The sequence below is a fragment of the Curtobacterium sp. PhB136 genome, from assembly GCF_004346855.1.
Taxonomy (GTDB): Bacteria; Actinomycetota; Actinomycetes; order Actinomycetales; family Microbacteriaceae; genus Curtobacterium.
Genome location: NZ_SMGH01000004.1, coordinates 595798 through 613962 on the forward strand (window position 1 = coordinate 595798; position 18165 = coordinate 613962).

Annotated in this window: 18 protein-coding genes; 6 read left to right on the forward strand and 12 right to left on the reverse strand. The window is 64.0% G+C overall.

What is annotated here, in order from left to right:
- The first annotated feature begins 127 nt into the window (after positions 1–127).
- The gene (locus EDF27_RS02790; protein WP_132047215.1) at positions 128–571 is read left to right on the forward strand and encodes a MarR family transcriptional regulator; all 444 of its coding nucleotides are present in this window, start codon (positions 128–130) and stop codon (positions 569–571) included.
- Positions 572–713: 142 nt separating this feature from the next.
- Here EDF27_RS02790 and EDF27_RS02795 read toward each other — a convergent pair whose 3' ends face one another.
- The 3 genes from EDF27_RS02795 to katG all read right to left on the reverse strand — a co-directional run bounded on the left by EDF27_RS02795 (position 714) and on the right by katG (position 5663).
- The gene (locus tag EDF27_RS02795) at positions 714–998 is read right to left on the reverse strand and encodes a hypothetical protein (protein WP_132047217.1); all 285 of its coding nucleotides are present in this window, start codon (positions 996–998) and stop codon (positions 714–716) included.
- A gap of 4 nt (positions 999–1002) precedes the next feature.
- Positions 1003–2733, reverse strand: coding sequence for a cytochrome c oxidase subunit I (ctaD, locus tag EDF27_RS02800; RefSeq protein WP_243698219.1), 1731 nt, complete (start codon positions 2731–2733; stop codon positions 1003–1005).
- A 644-nt stretch (positions 2734–3377) separates the two neighbouring features.
- Positions 3378–5663: a catalase/peroxidase HPI gene (katG, locus tag EDF27_RS02805; protein WP_132047221.1), complete on the reverse strand. Its 2286-nt coding sequence runs from the start codon at positions 5661–5663 to the stop codon at positions 3378–3380.
- Between the two features lie 1001 nt (positions 5664–6664).
- On the opposite strand from katG, the gene EDF27_RS02810 reads away from it, so the two are divergent.
- On the forward strand, positions 6665–6982 hold the full coding sequence (locus tag EDF27_RS02810; RefSeq protein ID WP_165931333.1) for a DUF4031 domain-containing protein: 318 nt from the start codon (positions 6665–6667) through the stop codon (positions 6980–6982).
- 53 nt (positions 6983–7035) lie between these two features.
- Here the strand turns inward: EDF27_RS02810 and EDF27_RS02815 are convergent, their stop codons facing one another.
- Genes EDF27_RS02815 through EDF27_RS02850 form a run of 8 tightly spaced genes read right to left on the reverse strand, consistent with a single transcriptional unit; the run spans position 7036 to position 13341 of the window.
- Positions 7036–7689, reverse strand: a complete 654-nt coding sequence (locus EDF27_RS02815) for a C1 family peptidase (protein WP_132047225.1) — start codon at positions 7687–7689, stop codon at positions 7036–7038.
- Entirely contained in the window at positions 7686–8702 is a 1017-nt protein-coding gene (locus tag EDF27_RS02820; RefSeq protein WP_132047227.1) for an ImmA/IrrE family metallo-endopeptidase, read from the reverse strand. Before EDF27_RS02820 ends, EDF27_RS02815 begins: the two co-directional genes overlap by 4 nt.
- Positions 8702–9079 carry a helix-turn-helix domain-containing protein gene (locus EDF27_RS02825; RefSeq protein ID WP_132047229.1) on the reverse strand — a complete coding sequence of 126 codons (378 nt, stop codon included), beginning with the start codon at positions 9077–9079 and terminating at the stop codon, positions 8702–8704. The genes EDF27_RS02820 and EDF27_RS02825 overlap by 1 nt, the downstream gene beginning before the upstream one ends.
- Complete coding sequence (locus tag EDF27_RS02830; protein ID WP_132047231.1) at positions 9072–9452, reverse strand: holo-ACP synthase; 381 nt, start codon at positions 9450–9452, stop codon at positions 9072–9074. Before EDF27_RS02830 ends, EDF27_RS02825 begins: the two co-directional genes overlap by 8 nt.
- Positions 9449–10297 (reverse strand): hypothetical protein, encoded by an 849-nt coding sequence (locus EDF27_RS02835; RefSeq protein WP_132047233.1) that lies wholly within the window; start codon positions 10295–10297, stop codon positions 9449–9451. Before EDF27_RS02835 ends, EDF27_RS02830 begins: the two co-directional genes overlap by 4 nt.
- Positions 10298–10299: 2 nt before the next feature.
- Positions 10300–10653: a hypothetical protein gene (locus EDF27_RS02840; RefSeq protein WP_132047235.1), complete on the reverse strand. Its 354-nt coding sequence runs from the start codon at positions 10651–10653 to the stop codon at positions 10300–10302.
- Between the two features lie 44 nt (positions 10654–10697).
- Positions 10698–11744, reverse strand: a complete 1047-nt coding sequence (locus tag EDF27_RS02845; RefSeq protein WP_165931334.1) for a nucleotide kinase domain-containing protein — start codon at positions 11742–11744, stop codon at positions 10698–10700.
- Between the two features lie 25 nt (positions 11745–11769).
- Positions 11770–13341: a thymidylate synthase gene (locus tag EDF27_RS02850; protein ID WP_165931335.1), complete on the reverse strand. Its 1572-nt coding sequence runs from the start codon at positions 13339–13341 to the stop codon at positions 11770–11772.
- Positions 13342–13597: 256 nt separating this feature from the next.
- Here EDF27_RS02850 and EDF27_RS02855 point away from each other — a divergent pair, with 256 nt between their 5' ends.
- Both EDF27_RS02855 and EDF27_RS02860 read left to right on the forward strand, forming a co-directional pair.
- On the forward strand, positions 13598–14548 hold the full coding sequence (locus EDF27_RS02855; protein ID WP_165931336.1) for a ScbA/BarX family gamma-butyrolactone biosynthesis protein: 951 nt from the start codon (positions 13598–13600) through the stop codon (positions 14546–14548).
- A 14-nt stretch (positions 14549–14562) separates the two neighbouring features.
- Positions 14563–15414, forward strand: coding sequence for an NAD-dependent epimerase/dehydratase family protein (locus tag EDF27_RS02860; RefSeq protein WP_165931337.1), 852 nt, complete (start codon positions 14563–14565; stop codon positions 15412–15414).
- Here EDF27_RS02860 and EDF27_RS19545 read toward each other — a convergent pair.
- Positions 15377–16036, reverse strand: a complete 660-nt coding sequence (locus EDF27_RS19545) for a ScbR family autoregulator-binding transcription factor (protein WP_165931338.1) — start codon at positions 16034–16036, stop codon at positions 15377–15379. The two genes, EDF27_RS02860 and EDF27_RS19545, sit on opposite strands and share 38 nt — an antisense overlap.
- Before the next feature lie 340 nt (positions 16037–16376).
- Here EDF27_RS19545 and EDF27_RS02870 point away from each other — a divergent pair, with 340 nt between their 5' ends.
- On the forward strand, positions 16377–16964 hold the full coding sequence (locus EDF27_RS02870; protein ID WP_165931339.1) for a hypothetical protein: 588 nt from the start codon (positions 16377–16379) through the stop codon (positions 16962–16964).
- 185 nt (positions 16965–17149) lie between these two features.
- Positions 17150–18043, forward strand: a complete 894-nt coding sequence (locus EDF27_RS02875) for a hypothetical protein (RefSeq protein WP_132047247.1) — start codon at positions 17150–17152, stop codon at positions 18041–18043.
- The last annotated feature ends 122 nt before the right edge of the window (positions 18044–18165 follow it).

The following is an 18165-nucleotide window of genomic DNA, read 5'->3' on the forward strand; positions in this document are numbered from 1 at the left end:
ACGTCCGGCTCCGTGACAGGTACGGAGCGCGTAATACTGCCTCTCACGGGTGCAGAATGTACGTCGCGCACGACTGAATCGCACACGGCTGACGGACGTAGACTGCAGTCCGGAGGAAGGTTGATCGATGACGAAGGTTCGTGATCATGCCCGCCTGGACGACCAGCTGTGCTTCGCGTTGTACGCCGCGTCTCGTGCCGTCTCGGGCGCGTATCGGCAGCTCCTCCGAGAGATCGGGCTGACCTACCCGCAGTACCTCGCGATGATCTCGCTCTGGGAGCGGGACGCGCCCAGCGTCGCTGAGCTCGGCGCCGCACTCGACCTTGAGTCGAGCACGTTGTCTCCGATTGTCCGCCGCCTTGAGGCACTGGGGCTCGTACTCCGCCGGCGGTCGGAGACGGACGAGCGGGTGGTGCACGTCCACGTCACCGACGCTGGGCGCGCACTTGAGCTTCGGGCCGCGCCCGTGCGGGAGCAAGTGGAGGCGTCTACCGGTCTGAGCGACTCCGCGTTCGCCAACCTGCGAGAGACCCTGCATCAGCTGCGAGCGACGGTCAACCAGGCAGCCTGACCCACCCTCACGCTGGTAAAGGGCCCGGACCTGGAATCCGGCACAGGTGCAGATGACATCGCGGGGTGCGCAACAGGGCGTTGAGCCAGCGAGCGGCGGATAAGCCGCCCCACGTGAGGTCGCACCGGAAAAGGTGTGCCCGTTAGGAGATCCAGCGCACCAGCAGCGGGATGATGACACCGAATAGCCAGACGAGCATGAACACAGTGAGACCGAGAGCCATCAGCCGCTGCTTTCGTCGGCGATGCGGTGTTGGGGTCTCTCCCCACAGCTGCGTGCGGACCAGCAGACGGTTGGCTTCCTGAACCACTCGTAGCACCTCCGGGTCATCAAGCGACAATGTGCCGCTTTGCGCGTGACCGGAAATCAGGATCGCTTCGTCGACGGTGAGTTCGATGGGGCCGCTCGTCGGGTCGTCGCCGCTCATCGTGTCAGCCTTTCTGGCTCGGGTAGTGATTTTTTCCTGTCGCCGCATCGTGCACCGCAGCATCAGGGGCATCCACGGCAGGGCCGATACCGATCGGGACACCCGCTTCCGGGTGGTTCAGGTCAAACGCTGGTGACTCGGAACGGATCCGCGGGATCGATGTGAAGTTGTGCCGGGGCGGCGGGCAGCTCGTGGCCCACTCAAGTGACCGGCCGTAGCCCCACGGGTCGTTCACGGCCACTTTGGGTGCCCTCCGCGACGTCACGTAAACGTTGAACGTGAACGGCAGGAACGACAAGCCCAGCAGGATCGCACCGATGGTTGAGAGCTGGTTCATCCAGGTGAACCCGTCGGACGGTAGGTACGTCGCGTAGCGGCGCGGCATGCCGATGACGCCCAACCAATGCTGGATGAGGAACGTGGTGTGGAAGCCGATGAACAGGAGCCAGAAGTGGATCTTGCCGAGACGCTCATTGAGCATCTTGCCGGTCCACTTCGGCCACCAGAAGTAGAAGCCAGCGAACATCGCAAACACCACGGTGCCGAACACCGTGTAGTGGAAGTGCGCGACAACGAAGTACGAGTCGGACACGTGGAAATTGAGTGGGGGTGACGCGAGGATCACACCGGTAAGGCCACCGAAGGTGAACGTGACCAGGAACCCGATCGCCCACAGCATCGGCGTCTCGAACGTGACGGAACCACGCCACATCGTGCCCACCCAGTTGAAGATCTTCACGCCCGTCGGGACCGCGATGAGCATCGTCATGAGAGAGAAGAACGGCAGGAGCACCGATCCGGTGACGTACATGTGGTGTGCCCACACCGTGACCGAGAGGGCCGCGATGGCGATGGTCGCGTAGATCAGCGTCTTGTAACCAAAGATCGGCTTGCGGCTGAAGACCGGCAAGATCTCGGAGATGATGCCGAAGAACGGCAGCGCAATGATGTACACCTCGGGGTGGCCGAAGAACCAGAACATGTGCTGCCAGAGCAGGGCGCCGCCGTTCGCCGGGTTGAACACCTGCGCACCAAAGAGGCGGTCCATGCCAAGGCCTGCTAGCGCCGCTGCGAGCACCGGGAACGCCATGAGGACCAGCAGTGCGGTGATGAGGACGTTCCAGGTGAAGATCGGCATGCGGAACATGGTCATCCCGGGCGCACGGTTGCAGATGATCGTCGTGATGAAGTTCACCGACCCGAGGATGGACGCGAATCCGACGAGGAACAGCCCGAAGACCCAGAGGTTTCCACCGATCCCTGGTGTGAACGTGGTGTCTGACAGTGGCGCATACCCCGTCCACCCGAAGGACGCTGCGCCTTGTGGGGTCAGGAAGCCGCCGAGCGTGATCAGTCCTCCGAAGAGGTACACCCAGTACGAGAAGGCGTTCAGCCGGGGGAAGGTCACGTCGGGGGCGCCGATCTGCAGCGGCATGATCGCGTTCGCGAAGCCCGAGAACAGCGGCGTCGCGAAGAGCAGCAGCATGATCGTGCCGTGCATCGTGAACAGCTGGTTGTACTGCTCCTTCGTCGCGACCACGTGCAGGCCGGGCTCGAAGAGCTGCGCACGGATGACCAGCGCCATCACGCCGCCGACGAGGAAGAACAGGAACGAGGTGATGAGGTAGAGGTACCCGATGGTCTTGTGGTCAGTGGACGTGATCCACCGGACGACGAGGTTGCCCTTCCTCCCAACATGTGGGCGGCCCCGTGCGGTGACGTCGCGTTCATCCAGGCGTGGTGCGGTCGCAGTCACGATAAGTCCCTCCTCGAAGCAGCGTCGACGGTTCGCACGCTAACTCTAGATTCGTGCACTAATCGTAGACCCAGGAGTGGCTCCGAGTGCAAGGTTCTTTCCCATCCGGTCGACTTCCTCGACCGAATCCGTGGAGGGCAGCAGCACTCGTGCGCCATCCGTCAGCGCCGAGGGCAGCAGCTCCACGGCCCCCTCCCGCAGGGGGAGCGCACGAGGGAGGGTCAGCATCGCCTGCTGAGTGTGCGCCGGCGCATGCAGCGGGGAGTTCAGTCAGGTGATGCTCCGAGCCAGACAGATCAGCCCGATGAGTCACGACGCCTGACGAGTGAGGGGCGGTACCCGTCGGTCAGCAGGTCGCCTGATCTCTAAGAGCAGCCCGAGACGGCGAGACGCAGCGCAAGCGCGCGTCACGCTGCACCCGGGTAGCTCCTGCCGCAAAACCGTGGATCTTGGAGGGCCGACTGATGCGTTCCGTCCTGCGAGTTCTGACGTGACGCGCGAGCGCGCTCGCAACCGCGGTCTCAGCGAGGAAGCGGACGCCCCACCTCGATATCGCTGTACAACTCCGGGGGCGGTCCGCCCCCAATAGGGAGCGGACCGCTGCAGGTGACTCGATTACCTAATCAACGCAGGTCGTATCGGTCGAGTTCGGTGACCTTGACCCACGCAGCGACGAAGTCGCGCACGAACTTCTCTTGGGCATCATCCGACGCGTACACTTCGGCCAACGCGCGGAGTTCCGAGTTCGATCCGAACAGCAGGTCGACGCGTGTGCCGACGCCGACGGGTTCCCCCGAGCCGTCCTTCTTACCGATGAACGCGTGCGACCCGGAATCGAGCGGACGCCAGGTGGCTCCGAGGTCCAGCAGGTTGACGAACACGTCGTTGGTCAATACGCCTGGACGTTCCGTCAGCACGCCGTACGCGGAGTCATCCCAGTTCGCGTTCAAGGATCGAAGACCGCCGATGAGCACAGTCATCTCCGGCGCAGTCAGGGTCAGCAGATTCGCTTTGTCGATGAGGTGGTACTCGGCAGGCATCGTCGCGAGCGGTCCCTGGTAGTTCCGGAACCCGTCCGCGACGGGCTCGAGGTATACGAAGGATGCGGCGTCTGTTTGCTCCTGTGTCGCGTCGGTGCGCCCCGGATGGAACGTCACCTCGATGTCGATCCCGGCATCAGCGGCTGCCTTCTCCACCGCGGCGTCGCCAGCGAGGACGATCAGGTCAGCCAGCGACACCTTCTTATCACCGGCCGCTCCACTATCGAACGCCGCCTTGATGCCCTCCAGCACACCGAGCACTCTCTGCAACTGCGTGGGCTTGTTCACCGCCCAGTTCTTCTGCGGTTCCAGGCGGATGCGTGCTCCGTTGACGCCGCCGCGCTTGTCGCTGCCCCGGAACGACGACGCCGCCGCCCACGTGGTTTCGACCAGTTCCGTAACAGTGAGGCCGGATCCGATGATCTGGGTCTTGAGCGCTGCCGCGTCGTCCGCATCGATTAGGGCATGATCGATCGCCGGGACACGGTCCTGCCAGATGAGTTCTTCCGTCGGCACCTCCGGTCCGAGGTACCGCTCGATTGGACCCATGTCACGGTGCGTCAGTTTGAACCAGGCGCGGGCAAATGCGTCACCGAACGCGACCGGATCGTCGCGGAAACGTCGCGAGATCTTCTCGAACTCAGGGTCGACACGCAACGCCAGGTCAGTGGTCAGCATGCGCGGCTCGCGACGGCCTTCGGAATGCGCAAGTGGCACCATGTCGGCACCCTCACCGTTTTTGGGACGCCACTGATACGCACCGGCGGGGCTTTTCATCAGCTCCCACTCGTAGCCAAACAGGATGTGGAAGAACTCGTTATCCCAACGAGTTGGGTGGTACGTCCAGGTCACCTCGATACCTGAGGTGATTGTGTCATCACCCTTCCCCGTCCCGAAGTTGTTCTTCCAGCCCAAACCCATCATCTCAAGCCCGGCACTCTCGGCGTTGCCCTCGAGGTTGGAGTCGGGGGCGGCTCCGTGCGTTTTCCCGAAAGTGTGACCGCCAGCGATGAGTGCGACCGTTTCTTCGTCGTTCATCGCCATACGGCCGAAGATTTCGCGGGTATCGTGAGCTGCGCCGATAGGATCCGGGTTTCCGTTCGGGCCTTCCGGATTGACGTAAATCAGACCCATCTGCACGGCAGCGAGCGGCTTTTGCAGTTCGTGATCGCCCGAATATCGTTCCTCACCCAGCCACGTGGTTTCCGGACCCCAATACACGTCGTCGTCCGGCTCCCACACGTCAGCGCGACCACCGGCGTAACCGAAGGTCGAGAAACCCATGTTCTCCAGGGCCACATTGCCGGCGAGGATCAACAGGTCGGCCCAGGAGATCTTCTGACCGTACTTCTTCTTCACCGGCCACAACAGGCGCCGGGCCTTGTCGAGGCTGACGTTGTCGGGCCAGCTATTCAGCGGCGCGAAGCGTTGCTGCCCAGCGCCACCGCCACCGCCACCGCGACCGTCCATCACCCGGTAGGTGCCCGCACTGTGCCAGGCCATACGGATCATGAGCGGCCCGTAGTTGCCGAAGTCGGCCGGCCACCAGTCTTGCGAGACGGTGAGCAGGTCACTGATGTCCTGCTTGATTGCCGCGAGGTCAAGAGACGCGAACGCTGCCCTGTAGTCGAACCCAGGGTCGAGCGGATCGCGCGCCGGAGCGTTCTTCGCGAGCACCTTCAGGTTCAGCTGGTTTGGCCACCACACGTTGTTGGCAGATCCAGACGTCGGATGTGGCTGCGCATGCATCACTGGACACGTTCCGGCCTCCTCAGCGTACTGATCGGCCGTGTCAGCGACGGTGACGTTCTGGTCCATCGCTGTCACGTCCTCACCGATGCCAGCGGTACTTGGGTCGTTCTCGGTCATGGTTCTCCTTAAAGGAAGGGTGTTGAGCCTGTTCCGGGATCAATTCAGTCCGGAGCGGTTCAGCCCACAGATGAGGTTGCTGAGGAGCAATTGGACTGAGAACCGCATGACGCCGAGCGGTACAGCTTTGTTACCGCGATGCTGAGCACCCGAAAAGGGCGCGACGATAACAGCCGGCAATGCGAACGGCACCAGGCATCCGGGGCGCTCTGATCATCGTGGTTCTCGACGAGAACGTAATGACAACCAGCGCCCGGAAATGACCCGGAGGGTTCAGGGGTGAAACAGCGCGGGTTCTGATATACGACAAAGGAGCGCCACATTTCCTGCGCCCGCATTGCCTGATCATCTGGTACGCGAGCGCCCAGCCTGCGGTCGTCCTAGACGGCGAGTCGGGGTGCTGCACATTTCAGGTGTCCGCGTTGCGGAGCCTCCTCTCCGCTGGAACGAACTCACGGTCGTTTCGTACCGCTACGAAAGCACCCTATCCCATTTTTGCATCAGTCAAAACTAGGGGTGCAGACTGGGGCCGAGCGCGACCGCGTGGTTCCGCACCAGCGGCCGCACCCTCGCTACGGCGCCGTGAGCGCCGGGCATGGTGATTCGCCGTCGAGAAACGTGCAGTACCAGCACGTCCGCGCCGTACCGTCAGCGACCGCTTCGACGCCAGCGCACTGCGCGTCAGAGCAGCCGCAGAACGTCATCGGATCCGTCAGCGCATCAGCGCGCGCGTCTGAATAGCCGGCGTCGTAGCCGTCATCCCACGCCCTGCGGTACCTGCGCATCGTGTCGTCGTCTGCGTATGGGAGAGAAATCATCTGAGCGGTCCTTCCGTTGCCGTCGCAGCGTCTATGCGCGGGCGGACGGACCAGGCGGGCGGGCGGACCACCCTTCGAGGTCGCACTGGTGGGAGTTCTCCACGTGGAACGTCTGGCACGTCGCCGGTTTCACCGGGAGCGCCCCGACCGCATAGCGTGTCTGAACACCGAGGAAGGGCAACTATGGCGGTCTACGTGGACGACTTCGAAGTGGATGCGACAGTCGACGGCAAGCGCCGTCGTTGGTCGCACCTCGTCGCAGACACGCACGACGAACTTGTGCAGTTCGCCAGGAAGCTTCGTCTGTCAACGTCGTGGATTCAGCGTCGCGGAACCTTACGCGAGCACTATGACGTCACGTCGGCGGTACGCCGCCGGGCACTGGCGATGGGGGCGGTTCCCGTGGACTACGTCCAAATGCAGGCCGTTCTGGATCGGAAGGCGCTGACCATGGTTGTGGACGCCGAACAGGTCAGCCTCCCTGCTGCGTTCAGCTCTTGAGCCGCGGGTCGGTGGCGCGGTGGCGGCGCGGCTACCGGCTCGCAGCGTTCAGATCAGGGGTACACGTCGTCCACTTCCATGACGTCTCGACAGTGCTCGTCGAGGAACGCCGCGGTTACCCATCCATCGCCGCCGTCCGCCCAGTACGGCCCCCAACTGTTCCGGATCAGGAAGAGCTCTTCATCAGCGGCGGAACGGCCACTACCGACGCAGATGACGGCATGCAGCTCGTAGAACCGTTGCCGTGTGGGATCCGCGTCCACGACGCCGTCACTCGTTGTCAGGTCAAGGAACGCGTCCGTGACCTCAATACCAAGAATCACGATCTGATTCGCAGCTAAAGCAGCCCGGATCGCGCCCGTTCCACTGTCCGTTTTCATGTGGGCGCTGAACCACGGCTCGGACGCGATCCCCGCTGGCCATGCGATGACCGCATGCGCAGAAGTCTCGAGGGGCATTGCCGACAGGAGCGGCTGCCCTGGCTGCGCGAGGGCAGCAGCAGCCTCGGCAGGTGTCAAGCCCCTGGGGCCAGCGCTCTTAGACGACTGGGCGGTCATCCACAACGCATCCGGCGCCAAGGGCTCGCCACCCCGAGCAGCCTGGTGTGCCTGGCTGGCGGCGATCGCAAGGCACGTTCGACGGTGACCCTGGTTGAAAACCGTTGAAGTCAGCTGCGATCGAAGGTCGGTGATGATGGTCGGGTTCACTCGGCGTCAAGCTCCGGTAGCTGCGTGTTGAAACGAGAACTCAACGTCTGCGGTCGAGGACGGACGGTAGCGCGGAACTCAATCGAGTCTTCGCTGCCGGTCTGCGGCTCGAACGGGCGGCGGAGGATGAACTGTTCAGCCCACTCCCCTTCGCTCTCCGCGCGCAGGTGCAGCTGGCGGACACCTTGCCCACCGATCACTCGCTCCGAGGGCGACTGTTCAAGCGCAGCCTCGGGCGCCGGCGCGTACTCGTTGCCAAGTATCGTGACGGCCGCATCATCGGCCGGTTCGCTCGGCCGCGTCCACCGGTATCCCGTGCTCGGACTTTCGGGAAGGTCGGCGAACATCTCGTCTCCGACGTCGACCGCGAACGTCGGCTTGTCTCGTTCTGCTGGCAGCCACACCTGCGCCCGCCGGTTCTCCGGCTCGCGGCCTGCCAACAGTTCCCGCTTCACATCGATCGGCCGCACCTGCTGCAAGCGTTCGCGTGCCCTGGGCGCCAAGTTTTTCACTTCAGCGATCCGGCTTGCCGTCGCCGCGTAGCTCAACCCCAGGTCTCGGGAGATGAGGTAGACGACTGCCGCCGGCACTTCGGCATCACGGCGGATGCCGTAATCACGCAGCCGCTGGTTAAGGAGGGATCGTGGCAGCAGGAAGCTCGCGGCGAACACGTTCGCCTCCAGCTCCTTCGCCGACGTCGAAGTCGCCTCGACGTCCTGCTCGAAGTCCCACGTGTCTTCCTCGCCGTGGAGGGCAAGGTGGCCGAGTTCATGCGCCGCAGTGAAACGCTGCATCGACACGTCGCGCTGCGTTGTGATGATGATGCCACCGGCGCCCGCGCTGAGGGTGACACCGAGAAGCTTGTCCATCGGTTGGAAGACCAACCAGACACCGACGCGGCGGATAACGTCGAAGATGTCTACCGGCTCATCGTCGAGGAGGTCGAGGTCGTCGCGAAGACGAGTGGCCGCAGCCAACACCTCGGCGCGGCGAGTCCGCGTCAGCCGAGCCACTATTGCTTCCGATCTGGTTGAGGTGGCGCGCCGGCGGTCGCGAGAAACTGCGCGAACCGCAGGACTTGTTCCTTGTCCGCGTCGGAGAGCGAAGCCGTTGCCCGGAACAGTGCCGTGGTGGCTACCGGCGCGGGGTCCTCGTCACCGAGGAGCCATGCGACAGGGCGCCGATATAACGTCGCCATCTTGGTCAGCTCAGTCGCAGCGACAGCCCGAGACCCCTTCTCCAACGCGGTGATGCTCGTTCGAGGGATGCCAAGAGCGACCGCTGCGTCCTCCTGCGTGATGCCGAGCGTCTCGCGGGCCTCCCGCAGTCGTGCCCCCATCTCACGCTGCTGTTCCGCTTTACTCCCGGCGGCCGGGGTCTGGTCAGTCATGGACTTCTCCGATTGCGACGACGGATGCGATCGCCTCATTGTCGGTGTGACTGACTGAAAGAGTCCATTGCGTGAGCCCGAGGACGGCAGCGCGTTTCCCAGCGTCCCCGTGCAGACGCAGCTGCGGCGCCTCGCCGTCATCACTGTGTACTTCGATCTGGTGCGGGTCGAGCTTGTCGAGCCCCCACCCAAGCGCCTTCATCGTCGCTTCCTTCGCAGCCCAGCGGGTACCCGCACGATCGATCCGGCCGCCCACCGACTCCAGTTCTTGCTGGGTCAGGAACGCGGCAAGCAGATCGTTCTCGGACCGCTCAACGCGGCGGCGGAGGACGCTGAGGTCGACCATGTCGATCCCCGTCCGGATGATCATCATGCTGCGCCTGCATCGCGAAGATCGGCGAGGATCTCCCTCACGCCGGCCTTCGTCCAGATCCTCGACTCAGTGTCCGAATACGTGCCGAGAATGGTCAGCTCACCGACTGCGTACCCGGTCTGCTCGGCGATGAACGCTTGCAGACGCGCCAACCCGAGCGCGTTCCCGTACGCCTTGGTGATCAAGTACTGGTGGCGGTAGAGCGCAGACACGTGCAACGTCTTGTCGCGAACGGTGAGGTCAACGTGCACCAAGCAGGGGAATCCTCGGGTCCGCTCATCGGTGGAGGCGAACGTCTGGAGCCCCGCCGCTTCGAGCTCTCCGTCCCCGGCGACCGCAAGGTCGGCCGCGTTCGAGGTGCTCCAATTCTGACTGCGATCGGATCGCAGCTTCTTGATCCGGGCAGCGACCTGGTTGTACCCCTGGCCTTTCTTGTTATCCCAAGCAATCATGCGCTGGAAGTACGTACCGGTCTTGTTGAACTGACGAAGATGCGGCAAGTTCCGGTTGTAGCGTGCGTACAGCTCGTCCGCCGCAGCGTTCAGTGCTGTCTCCTCCTCAGTGCCTTTCAGCTCAGGTGCCCAGGAGTATCCGGGCGACCGGTAGAACGACTTCGGGAAGATGGTGTTCGCGACCGTCTGCACGGTCTGCACGTGGTGATTACCGATGTACCGTTCGACCAGGTACCGGTCCGCGACGCCACGGAGTTTGCTGTCGTCGCGACCTGCGGGGTCGGTGATCGTGGTGACGACGTGGACTGCGGAACCGCCGGCGGCGGTGACGCCTTCAAGTGTTCGTGCCCACGCTTCGCCGATGGTCGGCTGCGGTTCGATGAAAAGCACCATGGTCAGCTCTTCTTCTGCAGCATGTCGTAGGCGAGACCCACGAGCTCGTTGATGCCAGCGAAGGTTTCGAACTTGCCGTGGACGAACTCCGAGAGGTCAAGAGGCTTCTCGCCAAGGTGTTGCGTCATCTCGGTGTACAGATCCATTCCGAGGAGACTGTCAAAGACGAACTCGCCAGCATCGTTCGTTGGTGCGGCGGCAAGTTCGGCGTCCGTCATCGCTTCGAGGTGCAGGAACACTCGACGGATGACCTCAAGGCGTTCGTCGGTTGTCAGCGCCACGGCGTCGGCAAGTGTCGCCGGCACTCCGTTGCGTCGGCGGGTGGCGCTCAGCGGCGCCGGTGTGGGTGCTGTCATAACCTCAGTGTCGGATTTTCCGACATGTATGTCAAGATACGCGACTAGAAAAGTTGCAGGGCGTAGTCGCGGAACTGAGAAGTGGAGTGGGTCGAAGCGGTGACGTGGGCAGCGTCAACGGGGGCCGAAGTCGGGCGGATGCCCCACTTCGGAGGGAAGAACAGTGGAAGAGGTTGCCCAGCCGGCGCGAACTTCGCCTTGATACGGCTCCGTGCACTCGCGAGCGCAGGCAGAGCTTCCCGACAGTACTTGTCGGTCTCGCAGAACAGGTTCTGAGCGTCGATCGCATGGATCCGACGGCCGAAGAGACCGTTGAACTCGAGGCCGCGGCGATCGAACTCCTCTTCTTGCCGGTCCACCATCCAGTGGATGATGTCGGCCGGCTTGAACGAGCCGGTGCTGCGGAAGACCTTCTTGATGCCGCGGAGGGCCCCAGGGCCGGGCTGGGTGAAGTCGTTCTCGGAGAAGTTGATCAGCGTCGAGTAGTTGATGTCGATGGCAACTTGGTACGACATGAAGTCACCCATGAGCGGGAATGCGTGCAGCAGGTCATAGACCTCTCGGAGGCTGCCGGCTTCAAGAACACGGTCCGGGAAGTCGCTGTCGAGGAACATCTTCTTGAACAACTCGACATGGTTGAGATGCTTGATCCGGCGCCCGTACGCGTCGGTGGCGCAGAGGATGAAGGCTCCCGTGTAGATGGTTACGCCGGCATCGCGGAGTCGGGTCAGCGCTGCTTCGAAGCGACCGGAGGCCAAATCGTGAAGCGTGGGCGCGCCGCCGAGCTCATCCTCGAGGCGCTGCCAGGTTTCGATCTTGCTGAACGTTCGGAACGCGACGATCTGAAACAGCTTGTCCACATCTGACTGCGGCACGGACGGGTACGCCACATGGCGGATGAGGTACTGGCTGACCCGATCAGCAGCCCGGTACACGTTGCAGAACTTGTAGGTTGCGAGGATCGGGTCCTCAGTCCACGGACCCCGCTCACCGCTGGCCCGTGCTTCGAACACCCGATGACGTTCCGCTGTGAAGCGCCAGAAGATGTCGAAGGCTTCGGGGCGGACGGTCGGGCGCTGCATGCCGGTCATGGTCGGAGTGTAAGAGGAGCCACCCTCAATCACCCAGCACCGCCGATGGCGCGCCGAGCCGCTTCCGCTCAGATCGCTTCTGGCGGGCGAACTCACGGTACGTGGCTCCTTCATTCCGACGGGCTGTTTCCAGCAGCAGTGACCATGTGCCAGCGATGAGTTTCTCGGCAAGCGCGATCCGTTCCGCCCGGTCCGCCCTTGCCGCCATCGCTTCTTCGATCGCGGTCACCAGCGCCGCGACTTCGGCAACCGTCGGCGTTGGAGTAACATCGGACGCGACAATCTCTGGCACCAGCGCTTCGAAGCCGTCGACGTCATCACTCCATGTGCCGCCGCGGAGCGTCGACCCATCCAGATCGAGGAGCAGCGTCTTGTACTTGACGGCGTAGACGAACAGGTCAACAGCCGTGTCGAGGAGCGACTCGGTCGTGACGGCAGGTTGGCTGTCGAGCACCACGAGCCGGTCGATCTTCCGGTCGATGTTCGGAAGCACGCCGAACACTTCACCACGCTTCTTCCAGCTGTCGCCGTACCCGGCGGTTTTCTCACGGTGCAGCGACATGAGGTAGACGCTCAGATCTTCCGGGAGCGTGTCACCGGTGGGCCCCTCCTGCTCGTCCGCGATCAGTCCGTCACGCCAACGCAGGGTGTCCCGGGCGGCGGCGACCAGCGCCGTGTCTGCGACGTGTTCCAGCGCTGAGGCTGCGGCGGGAAGGTCGCCCCGCTTCCCCGCCGCGTCGGCGGCAAGCATCCAGGCGAAATCGCGCAGCAGCGGGTCCCGCACCGTGTCGACGTCGGACAGGTCGGACGCTGCGACACGCTTCTCCACGTCGAACCACCGGTCAAGTTCAGCGTCCAGGTCCTCGAGCGGCGTACTGAATCGCGGAGCCGCAGGCACGGGGTAGAGCTCCGGGCCAGGTCGGGAGGCGAGGATCCGCTCAGCTCGGTCGAAGTGCCGTTCGTACACGTGGAGGGAGCCGATGAAGAAGGTCACTGCTCCAACGGAAGCACCCAGCCACGTCGCAACCATCTCATGGAGGACACTCCACTCGAAGGTGTTGATGCCGGAGAACCCCCAGAACAAGTCATTGCTGCGCACCGTCACCGCCAACGAGAGCACCCCGTCTCGGAGGACGAACTGCAGCCAATCCGTGCAGGGGACGTCCTTCGTCGGCAACAGATCGGTCGTCGGGTCAAAGAGGCTGATGACCGCGCGCCGGCTCTCCGGATTGTTCCGCAACTCCGCGACGACACCAGCCAGCTGATCCGTCGCGCCGCCCCACCTGCGCATTCGTGGCCCATACCCGGCCCGCCACTGCACACCATCGTCTGAGAACTCCGGCGCCCGTCGGACGTACCGGGTGAGGAACTCCATGTCGGCCCGACCGGCGATCACCCAGATCGTCTCGGCGATCGCGGCGAACACGTCGTTATTACGGTGCGGGACGACGACGCACCGCTCGAGCGGGCGCGTGAGGGTCACGCTTTGGTGCAGCAGTTCCCGGGTGGACCCGGCACGTGATTGGTGGACGGCGCCTTGGGTGTTGATCGCGGCGAGCAGTTCGATGAATGCCTCGCCTGCGTTGTGGTGGTCCATCGGTCTCCTGGCGTCGTCCTCGACGCGTGTCGCGGGCCCGCTCGGAACGCGTGCCGCTCTCATCGGACAGCATACGCACCAAAACATTCTCGCTAGCCGGTTTTAGATGGCGCCAGCAACCTTTGGCCCCCGTTTGGGGCTGAGAAAGTATCGGGGCGGATGGCGGATCATGGCTGCAAAACGATACCGTCTGACCGGTTTCATCCTCAGAGCGGGGAGTGGCGGCGAGCACGGCCGACTCAGCAGGGAAGGGACCATGGACATCGAGGGCATGTGGGGCGGCTTGATCCCCGGTGCGTTCGTGCACCGGACGCAGCTCTCAGAAGTCCTCATCACGGACGTGGACCCGGATGGGCAGTCCCGGTTTATCTGCGGCGCTCAATGGCCTCGTCGACACCCGTACTATGGGCCGTTCGATGAACGGCCCGCCGTCACCGATGTGGCAATCGCTGCGGAAACGCTCCGGCAAGCAACGATCGCGGTGTTCCATCGGTGGCTCGGGGTCCCGCTTGGGCATGCGTTCGTGATGGAGGCGTTGCGGGTCCGCGTGTTCGACGCAGAGCGGTCGGCTACGGGTCCGCAGAACATCCGTGTGACGGTTGGGTTGACCGACCGTGTCGAGCGTCGAGGGATGACGTCAGAAGCAAAGTCGTCCGTCTCCATGTACCTCGACGGGACGTTGGTCGCCCAGGGGCGCGGTGATGCGCGGATATTGCCGCCGGCAGTGTTTCAACGTGTTCGGGCAGGTGCCGTATCGTCCGCGACGGTCACGACACGTCCTGCCGTGTGGTCCCCCGAGTCAGGCACGACACCGGCATATGCAGTGGTGGAACGGAATGGGGAAGAACTGTCGCTTGTCGCGGATGCGAGCAATCCGGTGTACTTCGATCACCCGTTGGATCATGTACCCGGCATGGTGGTACTCGAAGCCTGCCGTCAAGGCCTCCGGATCTGGTCGCACGACGCGTCGGCCGATATCGACGACATCACGCTCCACTTCGCTCACCATCTGGAACTGGATCAGCGAACTTCGCTGACGATGCGATCCACGGGTGGGACGACGTTGGAAGCAAGCTTCATGCAAGGCAGCCGTGTTTGTGCAAGCGCCCGCATGCAGATCCGGAATCGCGACGCCCCGCGTCGAGTCCCATCCGACAGCCACTCAAACTTGCCGGGGCTTCGGCTCGCAACGCTTACGCGCGCGTGATTGACGCTCCGCGGGTGGCGGTGACCGGCGCGAGCGGATTTGTCGGCCGTCATGTTGCCGCGGCGGCGAAGTCGATGGGCGCCGACGTAATCGCAATCAGCCGTTCTGGGCCGGGTCAGCGTCGTGCCGGCCTACAGAACCAGTCGGCGCTGCGTGCAGCGTTCGCAGGATGCCGGTCCGTCATTCATTGCGCGTCCTCGTCAAGCTCAGACCCAGAGGAGCAGGAGTCTGTGACGGTCGCAGGCACCGCAGCCGTGGTCAGCGCGGCCAGAGCGGCGGGCGTGCGCAGAGTGACCTTGCTGAGCACGACCGCCGTTTACGGTTACGGCCCGTTCTTCAACGCCGCCGCCGGCAGTGTGCCAATCGCACCAGCATCGATACGGTCCGCGGCACGCGCACGCGCGGAGTCCTTCGTCGATGGCGACCATGACGTGATCGTGCGCCCGAACCTGGTGTACGGCCGCGGAGACACGTCGTTCGTTCCCGTGCTGCTCAGCGCTGCGAACACTTTCCCCTCGCCGGCGTTGACCGCCACGGTGACGATCGTGCACGTCGTCGACCTCGCCGCGGCGCTCGTACGGGTAGCGGTCGACAACGCCGCTGTCCCCCGGGAGCTTCATGTGGCTCATCCGCGACCCGTTCAACTATCGCTGCTGGTCGACGCGTTGCGCAGCAGCGCCGACAGAGAGCAGCGAGCATCATCGGTGTCGCTGTCAGCGCATCAACAGTCGATGTTGACAACCGATGCGACGTTCCTGCCGACGGGCAAGTGGGGTGCAGCTGTTGGTAGGTCAGCGTCGGAGGCATTCCAGCTGCGACGGGAGGACCTCACCTGGTACCGCCGAGTCCTCGCGTCGGTTGCATGATCAGTTCCGGCAGCGAGGTGGCCAAGGCTGCCCGCTCCGGGACGACGATCGCGGGGAGCAACACCTGCCACATTTCACGCACACGTTCGTAGAGGTCCGTCCGCTGATGCACGACGTCGGAGACGAGTTGCACGCCGGTGTACGCAGGGATGATGAACCGAGCAAGGAGCTCCGGGTCGTGCGTCCGGAGAACGTCGCCTTGGTTGATAGCCTCACGCAGGAGCGTTTCCACGGCTTCCATCCAGTCGACGTACGGGGCGTCGCGGGTTAGTTCACCGGAGCCGGACTCCGTTGACAGCCGAATTCCTGCGGAGACGACCACCTCGTTCCGCATCTGCTCGGCGAGCCCCCTCGACATCCACATCAGCGACTCGAGGGCTGACGCCCCGCGGGCGAATGCCGCCACCGCGTATTTCCGCGAGATTTCATGCTGCGTTTCAATGACTGCGTTCGCGAGATCCGCTTTGCTCGGGAAGTGGAAATACAACGCACCCTTGGTCACCCCGGCAGCGTCCGCCGCGGCTTCGAGGGTCGCGCGTTTGAAGCCGACTTCATTGAACACCCCCGCAGCGCCGGTGATGATGGCCGCGCGCGTTGCTTGGCTGCGGAGCTGTTTCGCCACTGCACTCCCGTTGTCATGCGCTCGCCTCGCCGGGCGAACGGGTACCACGATGATAGTCAGGCAACGCCCGAGCTCAGCTGCCCCCACGGGCAGCTGAGCTCGGGCGTTGCAGGAGGCAGCACCCGTCGCGGTGTCCGGGCACGCCCGAGACGTTCGCCCCCGGACGCTCGCTCCCCGTGCAATCGAGGTGCCTCTCAGTGCCGACCTGTTCGAGGCCAACACGGTCACCGGCCGCTGGGTGGTACCCACAACTCGTCGGAGGTCAGGGCCACGCAGGCTGGGTCGCAGCCCTCCATGCAGACCGTAGACATGGGCATCACTGCAGAGTATGTTCCTAGTTATGACCGACGGGGATTCCCTCATGAAGCTCGTTGCCTTGCTCAAGGAGCGTCATATTCCGCGCCTGGGCTGGCCGACGACGGTACTGCCACCACCAGGTGTGCGCGTTTCGGCCCACGAACGCGCTTCCAGCGTCACCGTCATCGTGGTCGACGGCCGTTCCGATGGCACCGCACGCCTCGACCTTGAGACCCGTGAAGTGGTCGTGTCCGCATCGGGACGGGACCCGAAGCGCCGCTCAGGGCTTCGCCGGCTCGCGCTTGAGTTCGTCGCCGACCGCAACGACTTCGATGAACGCTGCGGTCTCACCACGCGTCCTGCTCCCCCAACGTTCGACGAACACGACTCGAACACGTGGACGTCGTTACAGCTGCTTGCCGACGTGACCGGCAGCGATTGGTACCCGCCACCGCCCGCGGAACGAAGCCCCAGTGCGTGGAATGCGTTCTACGACATGGCGCACCGGTTCAACGACCGAGTCACGAAGCACGATGCCTCGGCCAGAGCGCCGCGTCCAAGCCCACCTCCAGCCGCGCGATCGTCGCAAGATCCGGCCACGCCTGACCAGCAAGAACACGCTGCAGGGTGACATGCCCGATCCCCGCATCCGCAGCGACCGCCCGAAGGCTCCGACCCGCCATCGCATCGCGAACGTTCAAGACGAACTGGCGGGCAATCTCGCCAAACCGATCCGCGGACGGCACCTCCGGCCACGGTGCGTCAGCGAGTTCCACCGGCAACGCACGCATCGGACGACCCATACCCAAAGCGTAGATGCCAGGACCGGAGGACGGGCGCAACGGCATGGTTGAACCGAATCGACCGTACCGTCCGCAGCTGCCAACGAAAGACTGGGCCGCCATTGCCCCGTACGTCCACGACGTCGTCGCCAGAGCGGAACCGGTCGTGACCTACGACGCCCGAGAGCTGTATCCCGCGATCACTCGGCTCGTCGACTTCGTCCGTCACGAGTACGCACCCCTCGATGACGCCACGGTCTTCGACCCATACATGGTCGGCCGATTCGTCAATCATCACCTCGCCGGGTACAACCGGGCCAGCCGGAACACCATACGTGCGCGGCTCCGTCGCGTGTCCGAAGCGCTCCTCGGCGACGACGCCATCGGGAAGTTCAAAGCACTCGGGAAAGCGGACGCCGTCACGCCCTACAGCGTGGCCGAACAAGCGGCGCTTGAAGGGTGGTCCCGGGCGCAGACATCCGCCGAGCGGCGCACGTCCGCCGCCGCGCTACTGTCGCTCGGCTTCGGCGCCGGACTCACCGGGGCGGAGATCATCCGACAACGGCTCGAGGACATCTCCGAAGCAGGCGCCACGCTGACCGTTCGAGTCACCGGCGACAACGAACGCGACGTGCCGGTGCTCCACGAGTGGGACGCGGGGCTGCGCGCACGGCTTCGGTTCATGGGACGCGAAGGATGGGCGTTCCGCACCGACCAGCATGGCGGGAACATCAACCTCATCACCGACTTCGTCTCACGCACCGGACCCGAAGTGCCGCTGCAGACCCGGCGCATGCGCGCAACCTGGCTCGTCGGGCACCTCGACCGGGCGACGCCGCTGAAAGCGCTGCTGCGGATCGCTGGGCTGCAATCCGCAGAAGCGCTTGACCGGGTGCTGCCCTTCGCAGGCGACGGTTCAGCACACTAGAGATCCCCGACGGGTTCGCACGCCGAATCGTTCGGCCCTGTTCCGGCTTCCGTTCGTCGACGGATGCTGTTCTCCCAACGACCGACATCGCTCGCGAGCGCGACTCCGAGGAGGGTTGCGCC